12 protein-coding genes are annotated in these 20,501 nt (G+C 68.9%); 3 read left to right on the forward strand and 9 right to left on the reverse strand.

Annotated elements, in window-relative coordinates:
• Window positions 1-23 precede the first annotated feature (23 nt).
• From ACSHWO_RS14360 to rfbB, 3 genes are read right to left on the reverse strand one after another with little or no spacing between them, the layout of a single operon-like run.
• On the reverse strand, window positions 24-1,355 hold the full coding sequence (locus ACSHWO_RS14360; protein WP_438312226.1) for a lipopolysaccharide biosynthesis protein: 1,332 nt from the start codon (window positions 1,353-1,355) through the stop codon (window positions 24-26).
• Window positions 1,352-2,320, reverse strand: coding sequence for a dTDP-4-dehydrorhamnose reductase (gene rfbD, locus ACSHWO_RS14365; protein ID WP_438312229.1), 969 nt, complete (start codon window positions 2,318-2,320; stop codon window positions 1,352-1,354). The genes ACSHWO_RS14360 and rfbD overlap by 4 nt, the downstream gene beginning before the upstream one ends.
• Complete coding sequence (rfbB, locus tag ACSHWO_RS14370; protein ID WP_385833271.1) at window positions 2,317-3,294, reverse strand: dTDP-glucose 4,6-dehydratase; 978 nt, start codon at window positions 3,292-3,294, stop codon at window positions 2,317-2,319. The genes rfbD and rfbB overlap by 4 nt, the downstream gene beginning before the upstream one ends.
• Window positions 3,295-3,377: 83 nt before the next feature.
• On the opposite strand from rfbB, the gene rfbA reads away from it, so the two are divergent.
• Entirely contained in the window at window positions 3,378-4,253 is an 876-nt protein-coding gene (rfbA, locus tag ACSHWO_RS14375; RefSeq protein ID WP_438312232.1) for a glucose-1-phosphate thymidylyltransferase RfbA, read from the forward strand.
• A complete protein-coding gene (rfbC, locus tag ACSHWO_RS14380) occupies window positions 4,250-4,849 on the forward strand; it encodes a dTDP-4-dehydrorhamnose 3,5-epimerase (RefSeq protein WP_438312234.1) in 600 nt (199 codons plus the stop codon). Before rfbA ends, rfbC begins: the two co-directional genes overlap by 4 nt.
• 251 nt (window positions 4,850-5,100) lie before the next feature.
• Here rfbC and tuf read toward each other — a convergent pair whose 3' ends face one another.
• The 4 genes from tuf to rpsL form a co-directional block, all read right to left on the reverse strand.
• Window positions 5,101-6,294: an elongation factor Tu gene (tuf, locus tag ACSHWO_RS14385; RefSeq protein WP_179173457.1), complete on the reverse strand. Its 1,194-nt coding sequence runs from the start codon at window positions 6,292-6,294 to the stop codon at window positions 5,101-5,103.
• A 153-nt stretch (window positions 6,295-6,447) separates the two neighbouring features.
• Window positions 6,448-8,580 (reverse strand): elongation factor G, encoded by a 2,133-nt coding sequence (fusA, locus tag ACSHWO_RS14390; protein ID WP_361090722.1) that lies wholly within the window; start codon window positions 8,578-8,580, stop codon window positions 6,448-6,450.
• Between the two features lie 39 nt (window positions 8,581-8,619).
• Window positions 8,620-9,090 carry a 30S ribosomal protein S7 gene (gene rpsG / locus ACSHWO_RS14395; RefSeq protein WP_114053724.1) on the reverse strand — a complete coding sequence of 157 codons (471 nt, stop codon included), beginning with the start codon at window positions 9,088-9,090 and terminating at the stop codon, window positions 8,620-8,622.
• A 2-nt stretch (window positions 9,091-9,092) separates the two neighbouring features.
• A complete protein-coding gene (rpsL, locus tag ACSHWO_RS14400; protein ID WP_007265893.1) occupies window positions 9,093-9,464 on the reverse strand; it encodes a 30S ribosomal protein S12 in 372 nt (123 codons plus the stop codon).
• 427 nt (window positions 9,465-9,891) lie between these two features.
• Here rpsL and ACSHWO_RS14405 point away from each other — a divergent pair, with 427 nt between their 5' ends.
• Entirely contained in the window at window positions 9,892-12,384 is a 2,493-nt protein-coding gene (locus ACSHWO_RS14405) for a YfhO family protein (RefSeq protein WP_438312240.1), read from the forward strand.
• A gap of 150 nt (window positions 12,385-12,534) precedes the next feature.
• Here the strand turns inward: ACSHWO_RS14405 and ACSHWO_RS14410 are convergent, their stop codons facing one another.
• On the reverse strand, window positions 12,535-16,434 hold the full coding sequence (locus ACSHWO_RS14410) for a DNA-directed RNA polymerase subunit beta' (RefSeq protein WP_361090730.1): 3,900 nt from the start codon (window positions 16,432-16,434) through the stop codon (window positions 12,535-12,537).
• A 98-nt stretch (window positions 16,435-16,532) separates the two neighbouring features.
• Entirely contained in the window at window positions 16,533-20,015 is a 3,483-nt protein-coding gene (gene rpoB, locus ACSHWO_RS14415) for a DNA-directed RNA polymerase subunit beta (RefSeq protein ID WP_361090733.1), read from the reverse strand.
• Between the last annotated feature and the right edge of the window lie 486 nt (window positions 20,016-20,501).

Here is a 20,501-nt window from a genome sequence, read left to right on the forward strand (position 1 = left end):
GACATCGGAGGCCTGCAACATGGTCACTCCCTGGCCGCCCCGGCGACCGGCGCCCTCTCGGCGCCCAGCCCCCCGGTCCCTTCGGTCGCGCCCGGGGCGACCCCGGGGAACCTCAGCCTCAGCACCGCCAGCATACCGAGCACGGTGGCGAGGGAGCCGAGAGTGTAGGCCAGGATGACGCGCAGGGCCACCTCCCCCGGCGCGAAAGTGACTCCGGCCAGGACTGCGGTGCCGACGGCCCAGCACATCAGCTGCAGGTTGTGCCGCTTGAACACCATCAGCGCCTGACCCAGCACCATCGCGAACATGTACGCCACGGTGCCGACGGACAACAGGAGGAAGTCGAGGCTCTCCAGGACCGGTTCGCGCCCGAACAGCACCTTGATCAGCCAGGGGCCGAGGGCGGTGGCGGGCACCCCGCCGAGCAGTCCGAGCGCTCCGACGACCACGGCGATCCGGCGCAGCATCGCCGAGAACGCCGCCCGGTCGCCGGCCGTGTACGCGGCCGTCAGCCCGCCCAGCAGCGAGGCCTGGAGCGAACCGAAGACGAACAGCGGCACCCGGGCCAGGACGAGCGCGCTCAGCAGCGCTGCGATCAGCGCGCTGTCGCCGGGGGCGAGCAGTTTGGTGCTCATCACCGCGGCGTTGACGACGACCTGGGACAGCAGCGTCGAGCAGATCAACAGGCCCAGCCCGCCGGTCAGCTCCCGCCAGGCGATGCGTTCGCCGGGCCCCACCGCGCGCAGCAGCGGCGCCAGCGTGGCCAGCACGGCGACGACCGGGGCGACGGCCAGCACCAGGCTGAAGGCGAGCGCGGAGTCGAGCCCGGCCAGGGCGCAGCCGAAGGCCAGGACGATCCGCAGCCCGCCGTCCAGGGCGAGTTGCAGCCCGTACGCCCCGAACCGGCCGAGCCCGGCCAGCACTCCGCGGGTCAGGTAGCAGACGGCCATGCCCGTGAAGGCCCCGCCGAGCGCGGCGACCAGGCTGCGGTCGCCGTGGAAGAGGAGGTCCGCGATCGGGCCCGCGCCGAGGCCGAGGACGAGCAGGGTCGCGCCGAGCATCGCGGAGGTCATCAGGGTGGCCCGGCGCAGCACGGGGGCGGCGCCCTCCCCGAGGACCGCCCGGGCGGCGACGAGCCGGGTGAGTTCCTGTTCGACGGGGAAGAACACGCCGATGCCGACCGACATGACGATCGTCCACAGGACGGAGACGTTCGCCACGTTCTCGGTGGACAGGCTGTGCCCGGCCACGCCCAGGTGGACGTACGAGGCCGCACCCAGCACGACAGTGCCGCCGGCCACCGCGACGGTGCCCGGCGGCAGCGCCGCGGTGAGCCTGCTCAGCAGGGACTTCATCCCGTGCTTCCGTTCCGGGCCGACGCGGCGTCGGCCAGCGCGGTGAACACCGGCGTCGCCAGGGCCTCGGCCAGCTGCTCGCGCCAGTCGGCGAGCGGGGCGAGGCCCGCCCCGGCCCACCGGTCGTGCCCGAGCACACTGAAGGCGGGGCGCACGGCGGGGCGGACGAACGCGGCGGAGGTGGTCGGCCGGATCCGCTCCGGGTCGAGCCCGCTCAGCCGGTAGCTCTCGCGGGCCAGCCCGAACCAGGTGGTGCGGCCGCTCGCGGTGCCGTGGTAGACGCCGGCCGGGGCGCGGCCGGCCAGTGCGGCCAGGCCGAGCTCGACCAGCCGGCGCGCGAGCGCGTACGACCAGGTGGGCTGCCCGTGCTGGTCGTCGACCACGTCGAGGGTGTCGCGCTGGGCGGCCAGCTTCAGCATGGTGGCGACGAAGTTGGGCCCGTGCTCGCCGTACAGCCACGCGGTGCGGACGACGTAGCCGTCCCGCGGCAGGAGTTCGGCGACGGCCTGCTCGCCGACCAGCTTGCTGCGGCCGTACGCGTTGACCGGGCCGGTGGCCGCGTCCTCGCGGTACGGCTCGGAGGCGTCCCCCGGCAGCACGTAGTCGGTGGAGACGTGCAGCAGGCGCGCGCCCGCGTCGGCGCACGCCGCGGCGAGGACGCGCACACCGGTGCCGTTGACGGCGGTGGCGGCTTCCTCGGCGGTCTCCGCGCCGTCCACGTCGGTCCAGGCGGCGCAGTTGACGACCACGGCGGCGCCCTCGACGGCGGCGCGCACGGCCGCGGCGTCGGTGATGTCGAGGTCGGCGCGGCGCAGGCCGGAGGCCTCGATCCCGGCGTCCTTCAGGACGGCCAGGACGTCCTGGCCGAGCATGCCCGCGGCGCCGGTGACGAGCCAGCGTCCGGCGGCTGCGGGGTTGGTGGAGGGGGCGGGGGCGGTGTCGGCGTTCGTGTCGGCGGCGGTCACTTCTGCAGCGCTGCCTTGTCCTTCAGCGGCTCCCACCAGGCGCGGTTCTCGCGGTACCAGGCGATGGTCTGCGCGATGCCGTCCTCGAAGCGGACCTGCGGGGTGTAGCCCAGCTCGGCGTTGATCTTGCTGATGTCGATGGAGTAGCGCAGGTCGTGGCCCTTGCGGTCCTCGACGTGCTCGACCATGTCCCAGCCCAGGCCCGCGGCCTCCAGCAGGACGCCGGTCAGCTCCTTGTTGGTGAGCTCGGTGCCGCCGCCGATGTTGTAGACCTCGCCGCCGCGGCCCTTGCGCATGGCCAGGTCGATGCCGCGGCAGTGGTCGGAGACGTGCAGCCAGTCGCGGACGTTGCCGCCGTTGCCGTACAGCGGGACCTTCTTGCCGTCCATCAGGTTGGTGACGAACAGCGGGATGACCTTCTCCGGGAACTGGTAGTGCCCGTAGTTGTTGGAGCAGCGGGTCACCACGACGTCCATGCCGTGGGTCCGCGCGTACGCCAGGGCCAGCAGGTCGGAGGAGGCCTTCGAGGCGGAGTAGGGGGAGTTGGGCACCAGCGGCCACTCCTCGGTCCAGGAGCCCTCGTTGATGGAGCCGTACACCTCGTCGGTGGAGATGTGGACGAAGCGGCCCACGCCGTGCTTGCGGGCGGCGTCCAACAGGACCTGCGTGCCGACGACGTTCGTCATGACGAACGGGCCGGCGCCCGCGATGGAGCGGTCCACGTGCGACTCGGCGGCGAAGTGCACCACGACGTCGTGGCCGGGCATGACCGCGTCGACGGCCTCGGCGTCACAGATGTCGCCCTTGACGAACTTGTAACCCGAGTGGTCGCGGACCGGGGCGAGGTTGGCTTCCACACCTGAGTAGGTGAGCTTGTCGAAGACCGTGATCTGGGCCGATGCGTCCGCGGCGAGCTGCTGCCGGACGAATTCTGAACCGATGAAGCCGGCGCCGCCGGTCACAAGGATGCGCATAGTACGGAGAGTCTAGTCGCTTGTACTACTGCCCCAGCGGCCCGGACCGCTTCGTTCCGGTTGCTCTCGCATACTGTGGGGCCATGCGTGGAATTCTCTTGGCCGGCGGCACCGGATCCCGACTCTGGCCGCTGACCCGGGCAGTCTCGAAGCAGCTGCTCCCCGTCTTCGACAAGCCGATGATCTACTACCCGCTCTCCACCCTGGTCATGGCCGGAATCAGCGAGATTCTGGTCATCACCACGCCGGAGGACCGTCCCCAGTTCGAGCGCCTGCTCGGCGACGGATCCCAGTTCGGCCTGCGGCTGGAGTACGCGGTCCAGGAGCGCCCCGAGGGCATCGCCCAGGCGTTCGTGCTGGGCGCCGACTTCATCGGCGACGAGTCCGTGGCCCTCATCCTGGGCGACAACATCTTCCACGGCAGCGGCCTCGGCACGCGCCTGGCCGAGCACACCGACTCCAAGGGCGGCCGGGTCTTCGCGTACCCGGTGGCGGACCCGACGGCGTACGGCGTCGTCGAGTTCGACGACAAGGGCCAGGCCATCTCCATCGAGGAGAAGCCGGCCGAGCCGAGGTCCCGCTACGCGGTGCCCGGTCTGTACTTCTACGACAACCGCGTCGTCGAGATAGCCCGCGGTCTCCGGCCCAGCGCCCGCGGCGAGCTGGAGATCACCGCCGTCAACGACGCGTACCTCCAGGCCGGCGAGCTGAACGTCACCATCCTCGACCGTGGCACCGCCTGGCTGGACACCGGCACCTTCGTCTCGATGGTCCAGGCCTCCGAGTTCGTCCGCGTCATCGAGGAGCGCCAGGGCTTCAAGATCGGCTGCGTCGAGGAGGCGGCCTGGCGGGCCGGCCTGATCGACGACGCGCAACTGCGCGAGCTGGCCCAGCCGCTGCTGAAGAGCGGCTACGGCCAGTACCTGCTCGCCCTGCTCGACGAGGAGGCCGGCCGGTGAAGTTCCGCGAGCTCCCCCTCGAAGGCGTCTTCGAGATCACCCCGCAGCTGCACGGCGACCCGCGCGGCCTGTTCACCGAGTGGTACCGCTTCGACAAGCTCTCCGAGGTCGTCGGGCACCCGCTGAAGCTGGCGCAGGCCAACCTGTCGGTGTCCTCCCGCGGCGTGGTCCGCGGCATCCACTTCGCCGACGTGCCGCCCGGCCAGGCCAAGTACGTGACCTGCGTGCGCGGCGCCGTGCTCGACGTCATCGTGGACCTGCGGGTCGGCTCCCCGACCTTCGGCCGCTGGGAGGGCGTCCGCCTCGACGACGTGGACCGCCGCGCGGTCTACATCCCCGAGGGCATGGGCCACGGCTTCTGCGCGCTGACGGACGACGCCACGCTTTCGTACCTCTGCTCGGAGACGTACAACCCGACCGGCGAGCACTCGGTTCACCCTCTCGACCCGGATCTGGGCATCGACTGGCCGGCGGAGGTCCCGTTGCTGTCCGCGCGCGACGAGGCCGCCCCGTCGCTCGCGCAGGCCGTCGAGACGGGGCTGCTGCCCGACTACGCCGCCTGCAAGGAGTTCACGGAGTCCCTGCGCGTGAGCTGACGCGGGGCACCGAGAGGGCACGAGAGAACGCACGAGGGCACACGAGGGCCGCACCCCGCGACGGGGGTGCGGCCCTTCCCCGTACGCGCGGAACGCAGGGCCGGCACCCGGCCCCGGCCCCGGCCCCGGCCCCGGCCCCGGCCCGGAAACGACCGAGGGCCCCTCCCCCGCCGCCGAAGCGGTGGGGAAGGGGCCCTCGTGCCAGACTCGGAGCCCGCTCGCGCGGACTACCAGGTCAGAGCGTGAAGGACTTACTTCACGATCTTGGTGACCTGGCCGGCGCCCACGGTGCGACCACCCTCACGGATGGCGAACTTCAGGCCCTCCTCCATGGCGACCGGCTGGATCAGCTGGACGGACATCTCGGTGTTGTCGCCCGGCATGACCATCTCGGTGCCCTGCGGCAGGGTCACAACGCCCGTCACGTCCGTGGTACGGAAGTAGAACTGCGGACGGTAGTTGTTGAAGAACGGCGTGTGGCGGCCACCCTCGTCCTTGGACAGGATGTAGGCCTGGGCCTCGAACTCGGTGTGCGGGGTGACCGAACCCGGCTTGATGATGACCTGGCCGCGCTCGACGTCCTCGCGCTTGATGCCGCGGAGCAGCAGACCGACGTTCTCACCGGCCTGGCCCTCGTCGAGCAGCTTGCGGAACATCTCGATGCCGGTGACCGTGGTGGTGGTCTTCTCGTTCTTGATGCCGATGATGTCGACGGTCTCGTTGACCTTCAGGACACCACGCTCGATACGACCGGTGACGACGGTGCCACGACCGGTGATCGTGAAGACGTCCTCGACGGGCATCAGGAACGGCTTCTCGGTGTCACGCGGCGGGGTCGGGATCGACTCGTCCACGGCAGCCATCAGGCCGAGGAGCTTCTCGCCCCACTCCTTGTCGCCCTCGAGCGCCTTCAGCGCCGAGACGCGGACGACCGGCAGGTCGTCGCCCGGGAACTCGTACTCGGAGAGGAGCTCGCGCACCTCGAGCTCGACGAGCTCCAGGATCTCCTCGTCGTCCACCATGTCGGCCTTGTTCAGGGCGACGACGATGTACGGAACGCCGACCTGGCGGGCCAGGAGCACGTGCTCCTTGGTCTGCGGCATCGGGCCGTCGGTGGCGGCGACCACGAGGATGGCGCCGTCCATCTGCGCGGCACCGGTGATCATGTTCTTGATGTAGTCCGCGTGACCCGGGCAGTCGACGTGGGCGTAGTGACGCGCCTCGGTCTGGTACTCGACGTGCGCGATGGAGATGGTGATACCGCGCTGGCGCTCCTCAGGAGCCTTGTCGATCTGGTCGAAGGCCGAGGCCTCGTTCAGGTCCGGGTACGCGTCGTGCAGCACCTTGGTAATGGCGGCCGTGAGGGTCGTCTTACCGTGGTCAATGTGACCGATGGTGCCGATGTTGACGTGCGGCTTAGTCCGCTCGAACTTCGCCTTCGCCACGGGGGTCCTCCTGGAGAGTGGTTCTGTACGCCTTACTCATCGGCGCCAGGTGATCTTTGCTGGAAAGCCGGTCCCCGGGGCAACAGGTTTTTTGAATTGCTCCTGTTGCCCCAGAGGTTCCGGTGACAAGCCTAAAGCGTGTGCTCGGGAGAGTTACTCGCCCTTGGCCTTCGCGATGATCTCCTCGGCGACGTTCCGCGGAACCTCGGCGTAGGAGTCGAACTGCATCGAGTAGCTGGCGCGACCCGAGGTCTTGCTGCGGAGGTCGCCGACGTAGCCGAACATCTCCGACAGGGGCACGAGGCCCTTGACGATCTTGGCTCCGTGACGGTCCTCCATGGCCTGGATCTGGCCACGGCGGGAGTTGATGTCACCGATCACATCGCCCATGGACTCCTCGGGCGTGGTGACCTCAACGGCCATCATCGGCTCGAGCAGAACGGGCGAAGCCTTGCGCGCGGCCTCCTTGAAGGCCTGCGAACCGGCGATCTTGAAGGCGAGCTCGGAGGAGTCGACCTCGTGGTAGCCACCGTCGAGAAGCGTGACGCGGACGCCCGTCATCTCGTAGCCGGCCAGGATGCCGAACTGCATGGCCTCCTGCGCACCGGCGTCCACCGAAGGGATGTACTCCTTCGGCACACGGCCACCGGTGACCTTGTTCACGAACTCGTACGCCGGACCATCGGCGTCCGTGATCGGCTCGATCGCGATCTGCACCTTGGCGAACTGACCGGTACCACCGGTCTGCTTCTTGTGGGTGTAGTCGTGGCGCTCGACCGCCTTGCGGATGGTCTCGCGGTACGCGACCTGCGGCTTGCCGACGTTGGCCTCGACCTTGAACTCGCGCTTCATACGGTCGACCAGCACCTCGAGGTGCAGCTCGCCCATACCGCCGAGGATGGTCTGGCCCGTCTCCTCGTCCGAGTGAACGTGGAAGGAGGGGTCCTCCTCCGCGAGACGCTGGATGGCGACACCCAGCTTCTCCTGGTCACCCTTGGACTTGGGCTCGATGGCGACCTGGATGACCGGGGCCGGGAAGTCCATGGACTCCAGGATGACCGGGTTCTTCTCGTCGCACAGCGTCTCACCGGTGGTGGTCTGCTTCAGGCCCATGACGGCGACGATGTCGCCGGCGCCCACCGAGTCGATCTCCTCACGCTTGTTCGCGTGCATGCGGTAGATCTTGCCGATGCGCTCCTTCTTGCCCTTGACGGAGTTCTGCACCGCGGTGCCGGCCTCCAGGCGGCCCGAGTAAACCCGGACGAAGGTGAGCTTGCCGAGGTGCGGGTCGCTCATGATCTTGAACGCGAGCGCGGCGAGGGGCTCCTCGTCCGACGGCTTGCGCTTGACGACCACGTCGGCGTCACGGACGTCGTGGCCCTCGATGGCCTCGATGTCCAGCGGCGACGGCAGGTAGCGCACGACGGCGTCGAGCAGGGGCTGAACACCCTTGTTCTTGAACGCCGTACCGCAGAAGACCGCGGTGATCGTGGGCTCGCCCTTGCCCTTGCCGGAGCCGAGGATGATGCGGCGCACGGCGGCGTGCAGCTGCTCTTCGGTGGGCTCGGTGCCCTCCAGGAACAGCTCCATCATCTCTTCGTCGTTCTCGGCGACCTGCTCCACCAGCTTGGCGCGCCACTCCTCGGCCGCCTCGGTGTGCGTGGCCGGGATGTCGACGACGTCGTACATCTCGCCCTTGGTCGCCTCGGCGGACCACACGAGCGCCTTCATGCGGACGAGGTCGACCACGCCCTGGAAGTCGGCCTCGGCACCGATGGGGAGCTGCATGACGATCGGAACCGCGCCCAGGCGGTCCGAGATCATGTCGACGCAGCGGTGGAACTCGGCGCCGGTACGGTCGAGCTTGTTGACGAAGCAGATGCGCGGAACGCCGTAGCGGTCCGCCTGACGCCAAACGGTCTCGGACTGCGGCTCCACACCGGCGACACCGTCGAACACGGTGACGGCACCGTCGAGGACGCGGAGCGAACGCTCCACCTCGACCGTGAAGTCCACGTGACCCGGGGTGTCGATGATGTTGATGGTGTGGTCGACGTTCTCGAGCGGCCAGTGGCAGGTCGTCGCGGCAGACGTGATCGTGATGCCGCGCTCCTGCTCCTGCTCCATCCAGTCCATCGTGGCAGCGCCGTCGTGGACCTCACCGATCTTGTAAGAGACACCGGTGTAGAACAGGATGCGCTCGGTGGTGGTCGTCTTGCCCGCGTCGATGTGGGCCATGATGCCGATGTTGCGCACCTTGGCCAGGTCAAGCGAAGTGGTAGCCATAAGGCTTCAGTCTTCTCTCGGTCTCGATGTGGGTTGCGACTACCAGCGGTAGTGCGCGAAGGCCTTGTTGGACTCGGCCATCTTGTGCGTGTCCTCACGCTTCTTCACGGCCGCACCAAGGCCGTTCGAGGCGTCGAGGAGCTCGTTCATGAGGCGCTCGGTCATGGTCTTCTCGCGGCGGGCGCGGGAGTAGCCCACGAGCCAGCGCAGCGCCAGGGTCGACTGGCGACCCGGCTTGACCTCGACCGGAACCTGGTAGGTCGCACCACCGACGCGGCGGGACTTGACCTCGAGCGACGGCTTGACGTTCTCCAGCGCGCGCTTCAGCGTGATGACCGGGTCGTTGCCCGTCTTCTCGCGGAGGCCTTCCATGGCGCCGTAGACGATGCGCTCGGCGGTGGAGCGCTTGCCGTTCAGCAGGATCTTGTTGATCAGGGAGGTGACAAGAGGAGACTGGTAGACCGGGTCGATGATGACCGGGCGCTTCGGGGCGGGGCCCTTACGAGGCATTCTTACTTCTCCTTCTTGGCGCCGTAGCGGCTGCGGGCCTGCTTGCGGTTCTTGACAGCCTGGGTGTCAAGCGCACCGCGGATGATCTTGTAACGAACACCCGGCAGGTCCTTCACACGGCCACCACGCACGAGCACGATGGAGTGCTCCTGCAGGTTGTGTCCCTCACCCGGAATGTAAGCGGTGACCTCGATGCCGGAGGTCAGACGCACACGCGCGACCTTGCGGAGCGCCGAGTTCGGCTTCTTCGGGGTGGTCGTGAACACACGCGTGCAGACGCCACGGCGCTGGGGCGAAGCCTCAAGCGCGGGCGTCTTCGTCTTCTCGACCTTGTCCTGCCGGCCCTTACGGACCAGCTGCTGGATCGTAGGCACTACTTCTCCGGTTTCTGTGTGCCGTGTAGTAAAGCTAACCTGGAACTTCTGCCGACCCACGCGGTCGGGTGTGTCGGATCCGGTGGACCCCTGCGCAAGCGCAGGAAGACGCGTGGATCTCGGTGGCCGGTGCGACTCGCGTGCGGTTGATGGACACGCACGGGAGCCCAGGCACACCCCAGGCACAAGGTCTGAGCGTACCCACCGCATCCACTCCGGTCAAAACAAAGGCCCTCCCGCGGCCCCCGCGACATCCCCGCCGGTCATGCGGCACTTGGGCACCGGGCGCTCGACATGCACCCGCCCCGCGGATGTGCTATAGGCCTCTCGCCGCCCGCGGACCGCGGCGACCGGCCCACTCCCGCACGACCACTAAAATGCGTCAGCGATTCAGCCCGAAACGGCACCACGATCAGGGAGCGGGACATTGCGGACGGTCACCCCGGAGCCGACGGCCGCGGACAGCCCGGTCCTCACCGGTCCCGACCCCCGCCCCCGCCGCCTGACACCCCGCCCCGAGCGCCTGTACGGGCCGCTGCTCGCCTTCGTCGTCACCGTCGGCGCGTTCTGCGCCTCCTGGGCGCTCCGCGGCACCTTCCCCTTCGGGAACACCGGCCGCGCCCTCAACGACCAGGCCAACCAGTACGTGCCCTTCCACCGGGCACTGTGGGACCTCGTCCACGGGCGGGCCGCCGGCGACCTGCTGTTCAGCTGGCGCGGCGGCTTCGGACAGCAGTTCCTGTCCGACTACTACACGTACCTCGGCAATCCGTTCTCCTGGCTGGCCGTCCTCGTCCCGCGGGCCCACGTCGACCTCGCCGTCTTCCTGGTCACCCCGGTCACGATGGGCGCCGCCGCCGCCGTGATGGCCGTCTACCTCGGCAGGCTGCACCCCGGGCCGTGGTGGCAGCGCGGGGTCCTCGGCGCCTGCTACGGGCTGTGCGGCTGGGCGCTCAGCGACGCCTCGTACATCCCGATGTGGCTGTGGGGCCTGGTGGCCCTCCCGCTGCTGGGCATCGCCGTCGAGTGGTGCCTGCAGGAACGCCGCTGGACGGGCGCCGCCCTGATCGTCGCGCTCGCCTGGTTCGGCAACTTCTACACGGCGATGATGGCCACCATGGCCGCCTGCGTGCTGCTCGCGGTCCGGATGGCCACGCTGGACCTCACCGGCCGGCAGCGGCTGCGCGCCCTGTGGCGGGCCTCAACCGCCGCCGCGACGGGCATCCTGCTCACCCTGCCGCTGCTCCTGCCGTCCTTCCTGTCCAGCGGCGCCGCCCAGCCGACGCAGGCCGCGGCCTTCGACCCGGTGCGGATCGAGGTCTTCCTGTCCGGGATGCTGCCGGCCACCCACCTGTGGGGCGGCCGGCCCCGGCTGTACGTGGCCTCGCTCGGCCTGATCCTGGCCGGGTCCTTCCTGTTCAACGCGGCCATCGCCCGCAGGACCCGCCTGGTGTGGGCGGCGGCGACGCTGCTGGTCCTCGCCTCCTTCCAGTTCCCGCCCACCCAGTACCTGTGGCACGGGCTCGCGGTGCCGAACGGCAACCCGTACCGCGAGGCCTTCGTCTTCAGCGGGCTCGTCGTGGTCCTGGCCTGGCTGTCCCTGGCCCACCGGCCGCGTCTCCCGCACCTCGCGTCGGCGGCCGGCCTGCTGGTCGCCGCCACCTTCCTGCTCCGGCACACCGACGACTTCGGCGGCTGGACCTGGCGGGCGGTCCTCGGCGGCGGCGCGGTCTCGCTCCTGGCCCTGGTCCTGCTGGCGCAGGGCGAACGGCGCCGCTTCCTGGTCCCCGCGGCCGCCGTGCTCATGGCCGGCGTGGTCTTCGCCGAGTCCACCGCGGCCGCCGCCAGCGCCGACGCCCGCCGCGCCCGGGAGCGCTGGGCGAAGCCGGTCGCCACCTCGAACCGCTCGATCACCGCGCACCACGACGCCGTGCGCGGGGTGGACGGCTGGCCCCGGTACCGGACCGACTCGGGCGCGCCGCAGACCTCGTACAACGACGCCCTGGCGCTCGGGGCGGAGGGCCCGCAGTACTACAGCAGCTACCTGCCGGAGGCCACCTACCGGGCGCTGGAGCCCCTCGGGTACGGCTTCAAGAACGACGGCCGGACCTTCTTCGGCGCGGACAACCCCGTCCTCGACGCGATCTTCGCGATCGGCGCCCGGGTCAGCCCCGGGCCGGCCGAGGGCACCTGGACCGCCGCCCGCTTCCCGGCTCCGCCGCTCGTCACGGTCCGCAGCGCCCCGTTCACCTCCCCCAACCCGGCCGGCAGCGTCTACGCCCGGCAGGAGAACGTCCTCGGCGCGGCCGTCTACCAGGTCCCGTCGGCGGTCCGCGGCGGCACGGCCACGGAGCAGACGTACGCCGCCCGCTGCGCCCCCGGCTCGGAGGCCTACTGGTTCTCCCCCGACCTCTACGGCACCCTCACCGCCGGCGGCACCCAGCGGCCCCTGGAGGACCAGATGACGGGCGTCGTGAAGCTGGGCCCGGTCCCGGCGGACGGCACGGTGGCGGTGACGGTGCGGACCCGGACCGAGAACGCGACCGCCGGCGACCACCCGATCGGCTGTCTGGACCGCGCCAAGCTGGACGACACCGTCCGCAGCCTCACCCGGACGGGTGCCACCGACGTCGCCACCGGGGGCCACGACGTCCGCGCCGTCCTCCCGGCGGGCAGCACCGGCACGGCCGTCTTCGCCATGACCGCGGTCCCGGGCTGGCAGTGCACCGCCGACGCGAAGCCGGTGGCCCCGGCCTCCTTCCACGGCCTGCTCGCCCTCCCCGTCTCCCCCGGCACGACGAAGCTCGCCTGCACCTTCACCCCGAAGGGCCTCGCCCCGGGCCTGGCCGGCGCCGCAGCAGCCCTCCTGACCCTCACGGCCGCGACCCTGGCAGCCCTGCGCCGCCGACGCCGCGCCTGAGGCCCGGGGCGGCGGCCCCCGGGCCTCCGGGCGGTCGCGGCCCCCGGCCCCGGCCGGCGCCCCGTACCCGTACGACGCCCGCACCCCGTACAACGGGGAAGCCCCCCGCCGCTCCTTCCGGAGCAGCGGGGGGCTTCCTCGTGATGACCCTTAGCCGTTGTACGGGCCGTAGTCGTAGTCCTCCAGCGGGACGGCCTGGCCGGAGCCGGTGCCGAAGGGCGAGTAGTCGATGTCGTCGTAGCCGACGGCCGAGTACATCGCGGCCTTCGCCTCCTCGGTGGGCTCGACCCGGATGTTGCGGTAGCGGGCGAGGCCCGTACCGGCCGGGATGAGCTTACCGATGATGACGTTCTCCTTGAGGCCGATGAGGCTGTCGGACTTGGCGTTGATCGCCGCGTCCGTCAGGACTCGGGTCGTCTCCTGGAAGGAGGCGGCCGACAGCCAGGACTCCGTCGCCAGCGAGGCCTTGGTGATACCCATCAGCTGCGGACGGCCGGAGGCGGGGTGACCGCCCTCGGTGACCACACGACGGTTCTCGGTCTCGAAGCGCGAACGCTCGACGAGCTCGCCCGGGAGCAGCTCGGCGTCGCCCGACTCGATGATCGTCACGCGGCGGAGCATCTGCCGGATGATGATCTCGATGTGCTTGTCGTGGATCGACACGCCCTGCGAGTTGTAGACCTTCTGGACCTCGCCGACCAGGTGGACCTGGACGGCACGCTGGCCGAGGATGCGCAGCACGTCGTGCGGGTTGGTGGCACCCGCGGTGAGCTTCTGGCCCACCTCGACGTGGTCGCCCTCGTGGACGATGACCTTGGCGCGCTTCGAGATCGGGAAGGCCGTCTCGTCGCTGCCGTCGTCCGGCGTGATGACGATCTTCTTGGTCTTCTCGGTCTCCTCGATCCGCACGCGACCGGCGGCCTCGGAGATCGGGGCGACACCCTTCGGGGTACGGGCCTCGAAGAGCTCGACGACACGCGGCAGACCCTGGGTGATGTCGTCACCGGCCACACCACCGGTGTGGAAGGTACGCATCGTCAGCTGGGTACCGGGCTCACCGATGGACTGGGCGGCGATGATGCCGACCGCCTCACCGATGTCGACCAGCTTGCCGGTGGCCAGGGAGCGGCCGTAGCAGAAGGCACAGGTACCGACGGCGGACTCACAGGTCAGGACCGAGCGGGTCTTGACCTCCTCCACGCCGGCCGCGACGAGCTGGTCGATGAGGACATCGCCCAGGTCGACGTTGGCCGGGGCCAGGACCTTGCCGTCGACGACGACGTCCTCGGCGAGCATGCGCGCGTACACCGAGGTCTCGACGTCCTCGGCCTTGCGCAGGACACCGGCCTCGTCCCGGACGGCGATCTTCAGCTTCAGACCGCGCTCGGTGCCGCAGTCCTCCTCGCGGATGATCACGTCCTGCGAGACGTCCACCAGACGACGGGTCAGGTAACCCGAGTCGGCGGTACGCAGGGCGGTGTCGGCCAGACCCTTACGGGCACCGTGCGTGGAGATGAAGTACTCCAGCACGGAGAGGCCCTCGCGGAAGGACGCCTTGATCGGACGCGGGATGGTCTCGTTCTTCGCGTTCGACACCAGACCACGCATACCGGCGATCTGCCTCATCTGCATCATGTTTCCTCGGGCACCCGAGTCAACCATCATGAAGATGGGGTTGGTCTTGGGGAAGTTCGCGTTCATCGCCTCGGCGACCTCGTTGGTCGCCTTGGTCCAGATCGCGATGAGCTCCTGCGTGCGCTCGTCCTTGGTGATCAGACCGCGCTCGTACTGCTTCTGGACCTTCTCGTCCTGGGCCTCGTAGCCCGCGACGATCTCCTTCTTGGCCTCGGGGACCACGACGTCGGAGATGGCCACGGTGACGCCGGAACGGGTCGCCCAGTGGAAGCCGGCCGCCTTCAGGTTGTCGAGCGTCGCCGCCACGATGACCTTGGGGTAGCGCTCGGCCAGGTCGTTGACGATCTCGGAGAGCTGCTTCTTGCCCACCGAGTAGTCGACGAACGGGTAGTCCTCCGGCAGCAGCTCGTTGAAGAGCGCACGACCCAGCGTGGTCTTCAGACGGAAGCTGTCGCCCGGCTGGAACTCCGGCTCACCCTCCTCGGCGACCGGGGCGACCCAGCCGCGCGGCGGGATGGTGCCCACCGGGAAGCGGATGTCGACCTGCGACTGCAGCGAGAGCTCGCCGGCGTCGAAGGCCATGATCGCCTCGGCGGTGGAGCCGAACGCACGGCCCTCGCCCTTGACGTCGCGCAGCTCGCCGTCCGTGGTGAGGAAGAACAGACCGAGGACCATGTCCTGGGTCGGCATCGTCACCGGGCGGCCGTCGGCCGGCTTGAGGATGTTGTTCGAGGACAGCATCAGGATGCGGGCCTCGGCCTGCGCCTCCGCGGAGAGCGGCAGGTGGACGGCCATCTGGTCACCGTCGAAGTCCGCGTTGAACGCGGTGCAGACGAGCGGGTGGATCTGGATGGCCTTGCCCTCGACCAGCTGCGGCTCGAAGGCCTGGATGCCGAGGCGGTGCAGCGTGGGCGCACGGTTCAGCAGCACCGGGTGCTCGGCGATGACCTCTTCGAGGACGTCGTACACGACGGTGCGGCCGCGCTCGACCATGCGCTTGGCCGACTTGATGTTCTGCGCGTGGTTCAGGTCGACCAGGCGCTTCATCACGAACGGCTTGAAGAGCTCCAGTGCCATGGCCTTGGGCAGACCGCACTGGTGCAGCTTCAGCTGCGGACCGACGACGATCACGGAACGCGCGGAGTAGTCCACGCGCTTGCCGAGCAGGTTCTGGCGGAATCGACCCTGCTTGCCCTTCAGCATGTCGCTGAGGGACTTCAGCGGACGGTTGCCGGGGCCCGTCACCGGGCGACCGCGACGGCCGTTGTCGAAGAGGGCGTCGACCGCCTCCTGGAGCATGCGCTTCTCGTTGTTCACGATGATCTCGGGGGCACCGAGGTCGAGAAGGCGCTTCAGGCGGTTGTTGCGGTTGATGACACGGCGGTACAGGTCGTTCAGGTCGGAGGTCGCGAAGCGGCCACCGTCCAGCTGCACCATCGGACGCAGGTCCGGCGGGATGACCGGGACGCAGTCCAGGACCATGCCCTTGGGGCTGTTGCTGGTCTGCAGGAACGCGGAGACGACCTTCAGGCGCTTCAGCGCACGGGTCTTCTTCTGGCCCTTGCCGGTGCGGATGATCTCGCGGAGGCGCTCGGCCTCCTCCTCCAGGTCGAAGGACTCCAGGCGCTTCTGCAGCGCCGCGGCACCCATCGAACCGTCGAAGTACGTGCCGAAGCGGTCACGCAGCTCGCGGTAGAGGAGCTCGTCGCCCTCCAGGTCCTGGACCTTGAGGTTCTTGAAGCGGTTCCAGACCTCGTCCAGGCGGTCGATCTCGCGCTGGGAGCGGTCGCGGAGCTGCTTCATCTCGCGCTCGGCGCCCTCGCGCACCTTGCGGCGCACGTCGGCCTTGGCGCCCTCGGCCTCGAGCTCGGCCAGGTCGGACTCGAGCTTCTTGGCGCGGGCCTCCAGGTCGGAGTCGCGACGGTTCTCGATCTGCTGGCGCTCGACGGAGACGTGGGCCTCCAGCGACGGCAGGTCGCGCTGACGGCGCTCGTCGTCGACGAACGTGATCATGTACGCGGCGAAGTAGATGACCTTCTCGAGGTCCTTCGGCGCGAGGTCCAGCAGGTAGCCCAGGCGCGACGGAACGCCCTTGAAGTACCAGATGTGGGTGACGGGGGCGGCGAGCTCGATGTGGCCCATCCGCTCGCGGCGCACCTTGGCGCGCGTGACCTCGACGCCACAGCGCTCACAGATGATGCCCTTGAAGCGGACACGCTTGTACTTGCCGCAGTAGCACTCCCAGTCCCGGGTGGGGCCGAAGATCTTCTCGCAGAAGAGTCCGTCCTTCTCGGGCTTCAGGGTGCGGTAGTTGATGGTCTCCGGCTTCTTGACCTCGCCGTGCGACCAGGTACGGATGTCGTCCGCGGTGGCAAGGCCGATCCGCAGCTCGTCGAAGAAGTTGACGTCGAGCACTGTGCGTCAATCCCTCTTTCGGGGTCGTGTCTCAATCATGGTCTGAACGGTCCCGGGGATGGCCGGGGGCTCCGATCGGGAGCCCCCGGCCAGGCCCGTCAGACCTCTTCGACGCTGCTCGGCTCGCGCCGGGACAGGTCGATACCGAGCTCCTCCGCAGCGCGGAAGACGTCCTCGTCGGTGTCGCGCATCTCGATGGACATGCCGTCCGAGGACAGCACCTCCACGTTGAGGCAGAGCGACTGCATTTCCTTGATGAGCACCTTGAAGGACTCGGGAATGCCCGGCTCGGGGATGTTCTCGCCCTTGACGATGGCCTCGTAGACCTTCACGCGGCCGGTGACGTCGTCGGACTTGATGGTCAGGAGCTCCTGGAGGGCGTAGGCGGCGCCGTAAGCCTCGAGCGCCCACACCTCCATCTCACCGAAGCGCTGGCCACCGAACTGCGCCTTACCACCCAGCGGCTGCTGCGTGATCATCGAGTACGGGCCGGTCGAACGCGCGTGGAGCTTGTCGTCGACCAGGTGGTGGAGCTTGAGGATGTACATGTACCCGACCGAGATCGGGTCCGGGAACGGCTCGCCGGAGCGGCCGTCGAACAGGCGCGCCTTGCCCGACGGGAGCACCATGCGCTCGCCGTCGCGGTTCGGGATGGTGTGCTGCAGGAGGCCGGCCAGCTCGTCCTCGCGGGCGCCGTCGAACACCGGGGTGGCGACGTTGGTGCCCGGGGCGACCTGGTCCGCGCCGATGGCCTGCAGGCGCTGGGCCCACTCGTCCGCGAGGCCGGAGACGTCCCAGCCGCGGCTGGCGAGCCAGCCGAGGTGGATCTCCAGGACCTGTCCCGGGTTCATTCGGGACGGGACACCGAGCGGGTTGAGGATGATGTCGACCGGGGTGCCGTCCTCGAGGAAGGGCATGTCCTCGATCGGGAGGATCTTGGAGATGACGCCCTTGTTGCCGTGGCGGCCGGCGAGCTTGTCACCGTCGGTGATCTTGCGCTTCTGGGCGACGTAGACGCGGACCAGCTGGTTCACGCCCGGGGGAAGCTCGTCGCCCTCCTCGCGGTCGAAGACGCGGACGCCGATGACCTTGCCGATCTCGCCGTGCGGCACCTTCAGGGAGGTGTCACGCACCTCGCGGGCCTTCTCACCGAAGATCGCGCGGAGCAGGCGCTCCTCCGGGGTCAGCTCGGTCTCACCCTTCGGGGTGACCTTGCCGACCAGGATGTCGCCGGCGACGACGTCCGCACCGATGCGGATGATGCCGCGCTCGTCGAGGTCGGCGAGGACCTCCTCGGAGACGTTCGGGATGTCCCGGGTGATCTCCTCGGGGCCCAGCTTGGTGTCACGGGCGTCGACCTCGTGCTCCTCGATGTGGATCGAGGAGAGGACGTCGTCCTGGACGAGGCGCTGCGACAGGATGATCGCGTCCTCGTAGTTGTGGCCTTCCCACGGCATGAACGCGACGAGCAGGTTCTTGCCGAGGGCCATCTCGCCCTCTTCGGTCGCCGGACCGTCGGCGAGGACCTGGCCCTCGATGATCCGGTCGCCCTCGTTGACGATGACCTTCTGGTTGACCGAGGTGCCCTGGTTGGAGCGGTTGAACTTGGCGACGCGGTACGTGGTGTACGTGCCGTCGTCGTTGGTGACGGTGATGTAGTCGGCCGAGACCTCCTGGACGACACCGTCCTTCTCCGCCTTGATGGAGTCGCCGGCGTCGACGGCGCAGCGGTACTCCATGCCGGTGCCGACGAGCGGGGCCTCCGCCTTGATGAGCGGAACGGCCTGGCGCATCATGTTCGCGCCCATGAGGGCGCGGTTGGCGTCGTCGTGCTCCAGGAAGGGGATCATGGCGGTCGCGACCGACACCATCTGGCGCGGCGAGACGTCCATGTAGTCGACGTCGTCACCGGGGACGTAGTCGACCTCGCCGCCACGGCGGCGGACCAGCACGCGGGGCTCGGCGAAGCGCAGCTCCTCGTCCAGGCGCGCGTTGGCCTGGGCGATGACGAAGCGGTCTTCCTCGTCGGCGGTCAGGTAGTCGACCTCGTCGGTGACCTGGCCCTCGACGACCTTGCGGTACGGGGTCTCGACGAAACCGAACGCGTTGACGCGGCCGTAGGACGCGAGCGAGCCGATCAGACCGATGTTCGGGCCTTCGGGGGTCTCGATCGGGCACATGCGGCCGTAGTGCGACGGGTGGACGTCACGGACCTCGAAGCCGGCCCGCTCACGGCTCAGACCACCGGGGCCGAGCGCCGAGAGACGGCGCTTGTGGGTCAGCCCGGACAGCGGGTTGTTCTGGTCCATGAACTGCGACAGCTGGCTGGTGCCGAAGAACTCCTTGATGGAGGCGACGACCGGCCGGATGTTGATCAGGGTCTGCGGCGTGATCGCCTCGACGTCCTGGGTGGTCATGCGCTCGCGCACGACGCGCTCCATGCGCGCCAGACCCGTGCGGACCTGGTTCTGGATGAGCTCGCCGACGTTGCGCAGGCGGCGGTTGCCGAAGTGGTCGATGTCGTCGGTCTCGACGACGATCGAACGGCCGGACTCGCCGATGGTCTCGGTCTCGCCCGCGTGGAGCTTGACGAGGTACTTGATCGTCGCGATGACGTCGTCGACGGTCAGCACGCCGGCGTCGAGCGGCTCGTCGGCACCGAGCTTCTTGTTGACCTTGTAGCGGCCGACCTTCGCCAGGTCGTAGCGCTTCGGGTTGAAGTACAGGTTCTCGAGCAGCGTCTGCGCGGCCTCACGGGTCGGCGGCTCGCCCGGACGCAGCTTGCGGTAGATGTCGAGCAGCGCGTCGTCCTGGCCCTGGGTGTGGTCCTTCTCCAGGGTGGCGCGCATGGACTCGTACTCGCCGAACTCCTCGAGGATCTGCTCGGTGGTCCAGCCGAGGGCCTTCAGGAGGACGGTGACGGACTGCTTGCGCTTGCGGTCGATGCGGACACCGACCATGTCGCGCTTGTCGACCTCCATCTCCAGCCAGGCACCCCGGGACGGGATGATCTTGGCGGAGAAGATGTCCTTGTCGGACGTCTTGTCGATGGAGGAGTCGAAGTAGACGCCGGGGGAGCGCACCAGCTGCGACACGACGACACGCTCGGTGCCGTTGATCACGAAGGTGCCCTTGTTGGTCATGAGCGGGAAGTCGCCCATGAAGACCGTCTGAGACTTGATCTCGCCGGTCTCGTTGTTCGTGAACTCGGCGGTGACGAAGAGCGGCGCCGCGTACGTGAAGTCGCGCTCCTTGCACTCGTCGACCGAGTTCTTCGCCGGCTCGAACCGGTGGTCGCGGAAAGTCAGCGACATCGACCCGGAGAAGTCCTCGATGGGCGAGATCTCCTCGAAGATCTCCTCGAGACCGGACTTCGTGGGAACGTCCAGTCCACTCTCGAGCGCCGACTCGACGCGAGACTTCCAGGCGTTGTTGCCGAGCAGCCAGTCAAAGCTCTCGGTCTGCAGCGCCAGGAGGTTCGGAACCTCGAGCGGCTCCTTGATCTTTGCAAAGGAGATGCGCAGCGGGGCGGTGCTGGCACCGTTGTTCGTATTGGTCGAGGCGTTGCGCGAGGCGGCCAAGAGGGGGTCCTTCCGAGGGCTCGGACTCACTACGCGCGTACCGGTCCCAGCCGACACAGGAGACGCACTCCCCGAACTGGTTGAAATGCCAGGTCAGGGCGTATCAATCAAGTGTGCTCGAGCGTGGGCATGCCCCTGGCGACGGGCAGGGGACAGCTAACAGGCAGCGCAAAGGGTCAGTGTAGCCACTCGGCTCACTGATGTCCAGACCAGGTTTCCGGAAACCGGCAACAGGCCTTCCCCACGTCGTTAAAACCCAACCCTGCGTCCAACGTCGCGGCTCTCGTACACAGAGCGCGTATCAGTACTGCCCTCTTCGTAGTCGATCCATGCCTCGGATCCTCGATCGGTGTGCCCCGACCGCGGATCGAGCTGGCGACGGTCCTGAGAATTGCGCGCCGCGTGCCGTTCGTCAAGGCCCCCTGCTCCGTGCGGATCATCTCGGCCCCCTCGCGGGACCCCGGCACGGGGCAACGATGATCACCC

Origin of the sequence: Streptomyces pallidus (ex Mingjun et al. 2026) (genome assembly GCF_051550185.1) — a bacterium.
Lineage (GTDB): Bacteria > Actinomycetota > Actinomycetes > Streptomycetales > Streptomycetaceae > Streptomyces.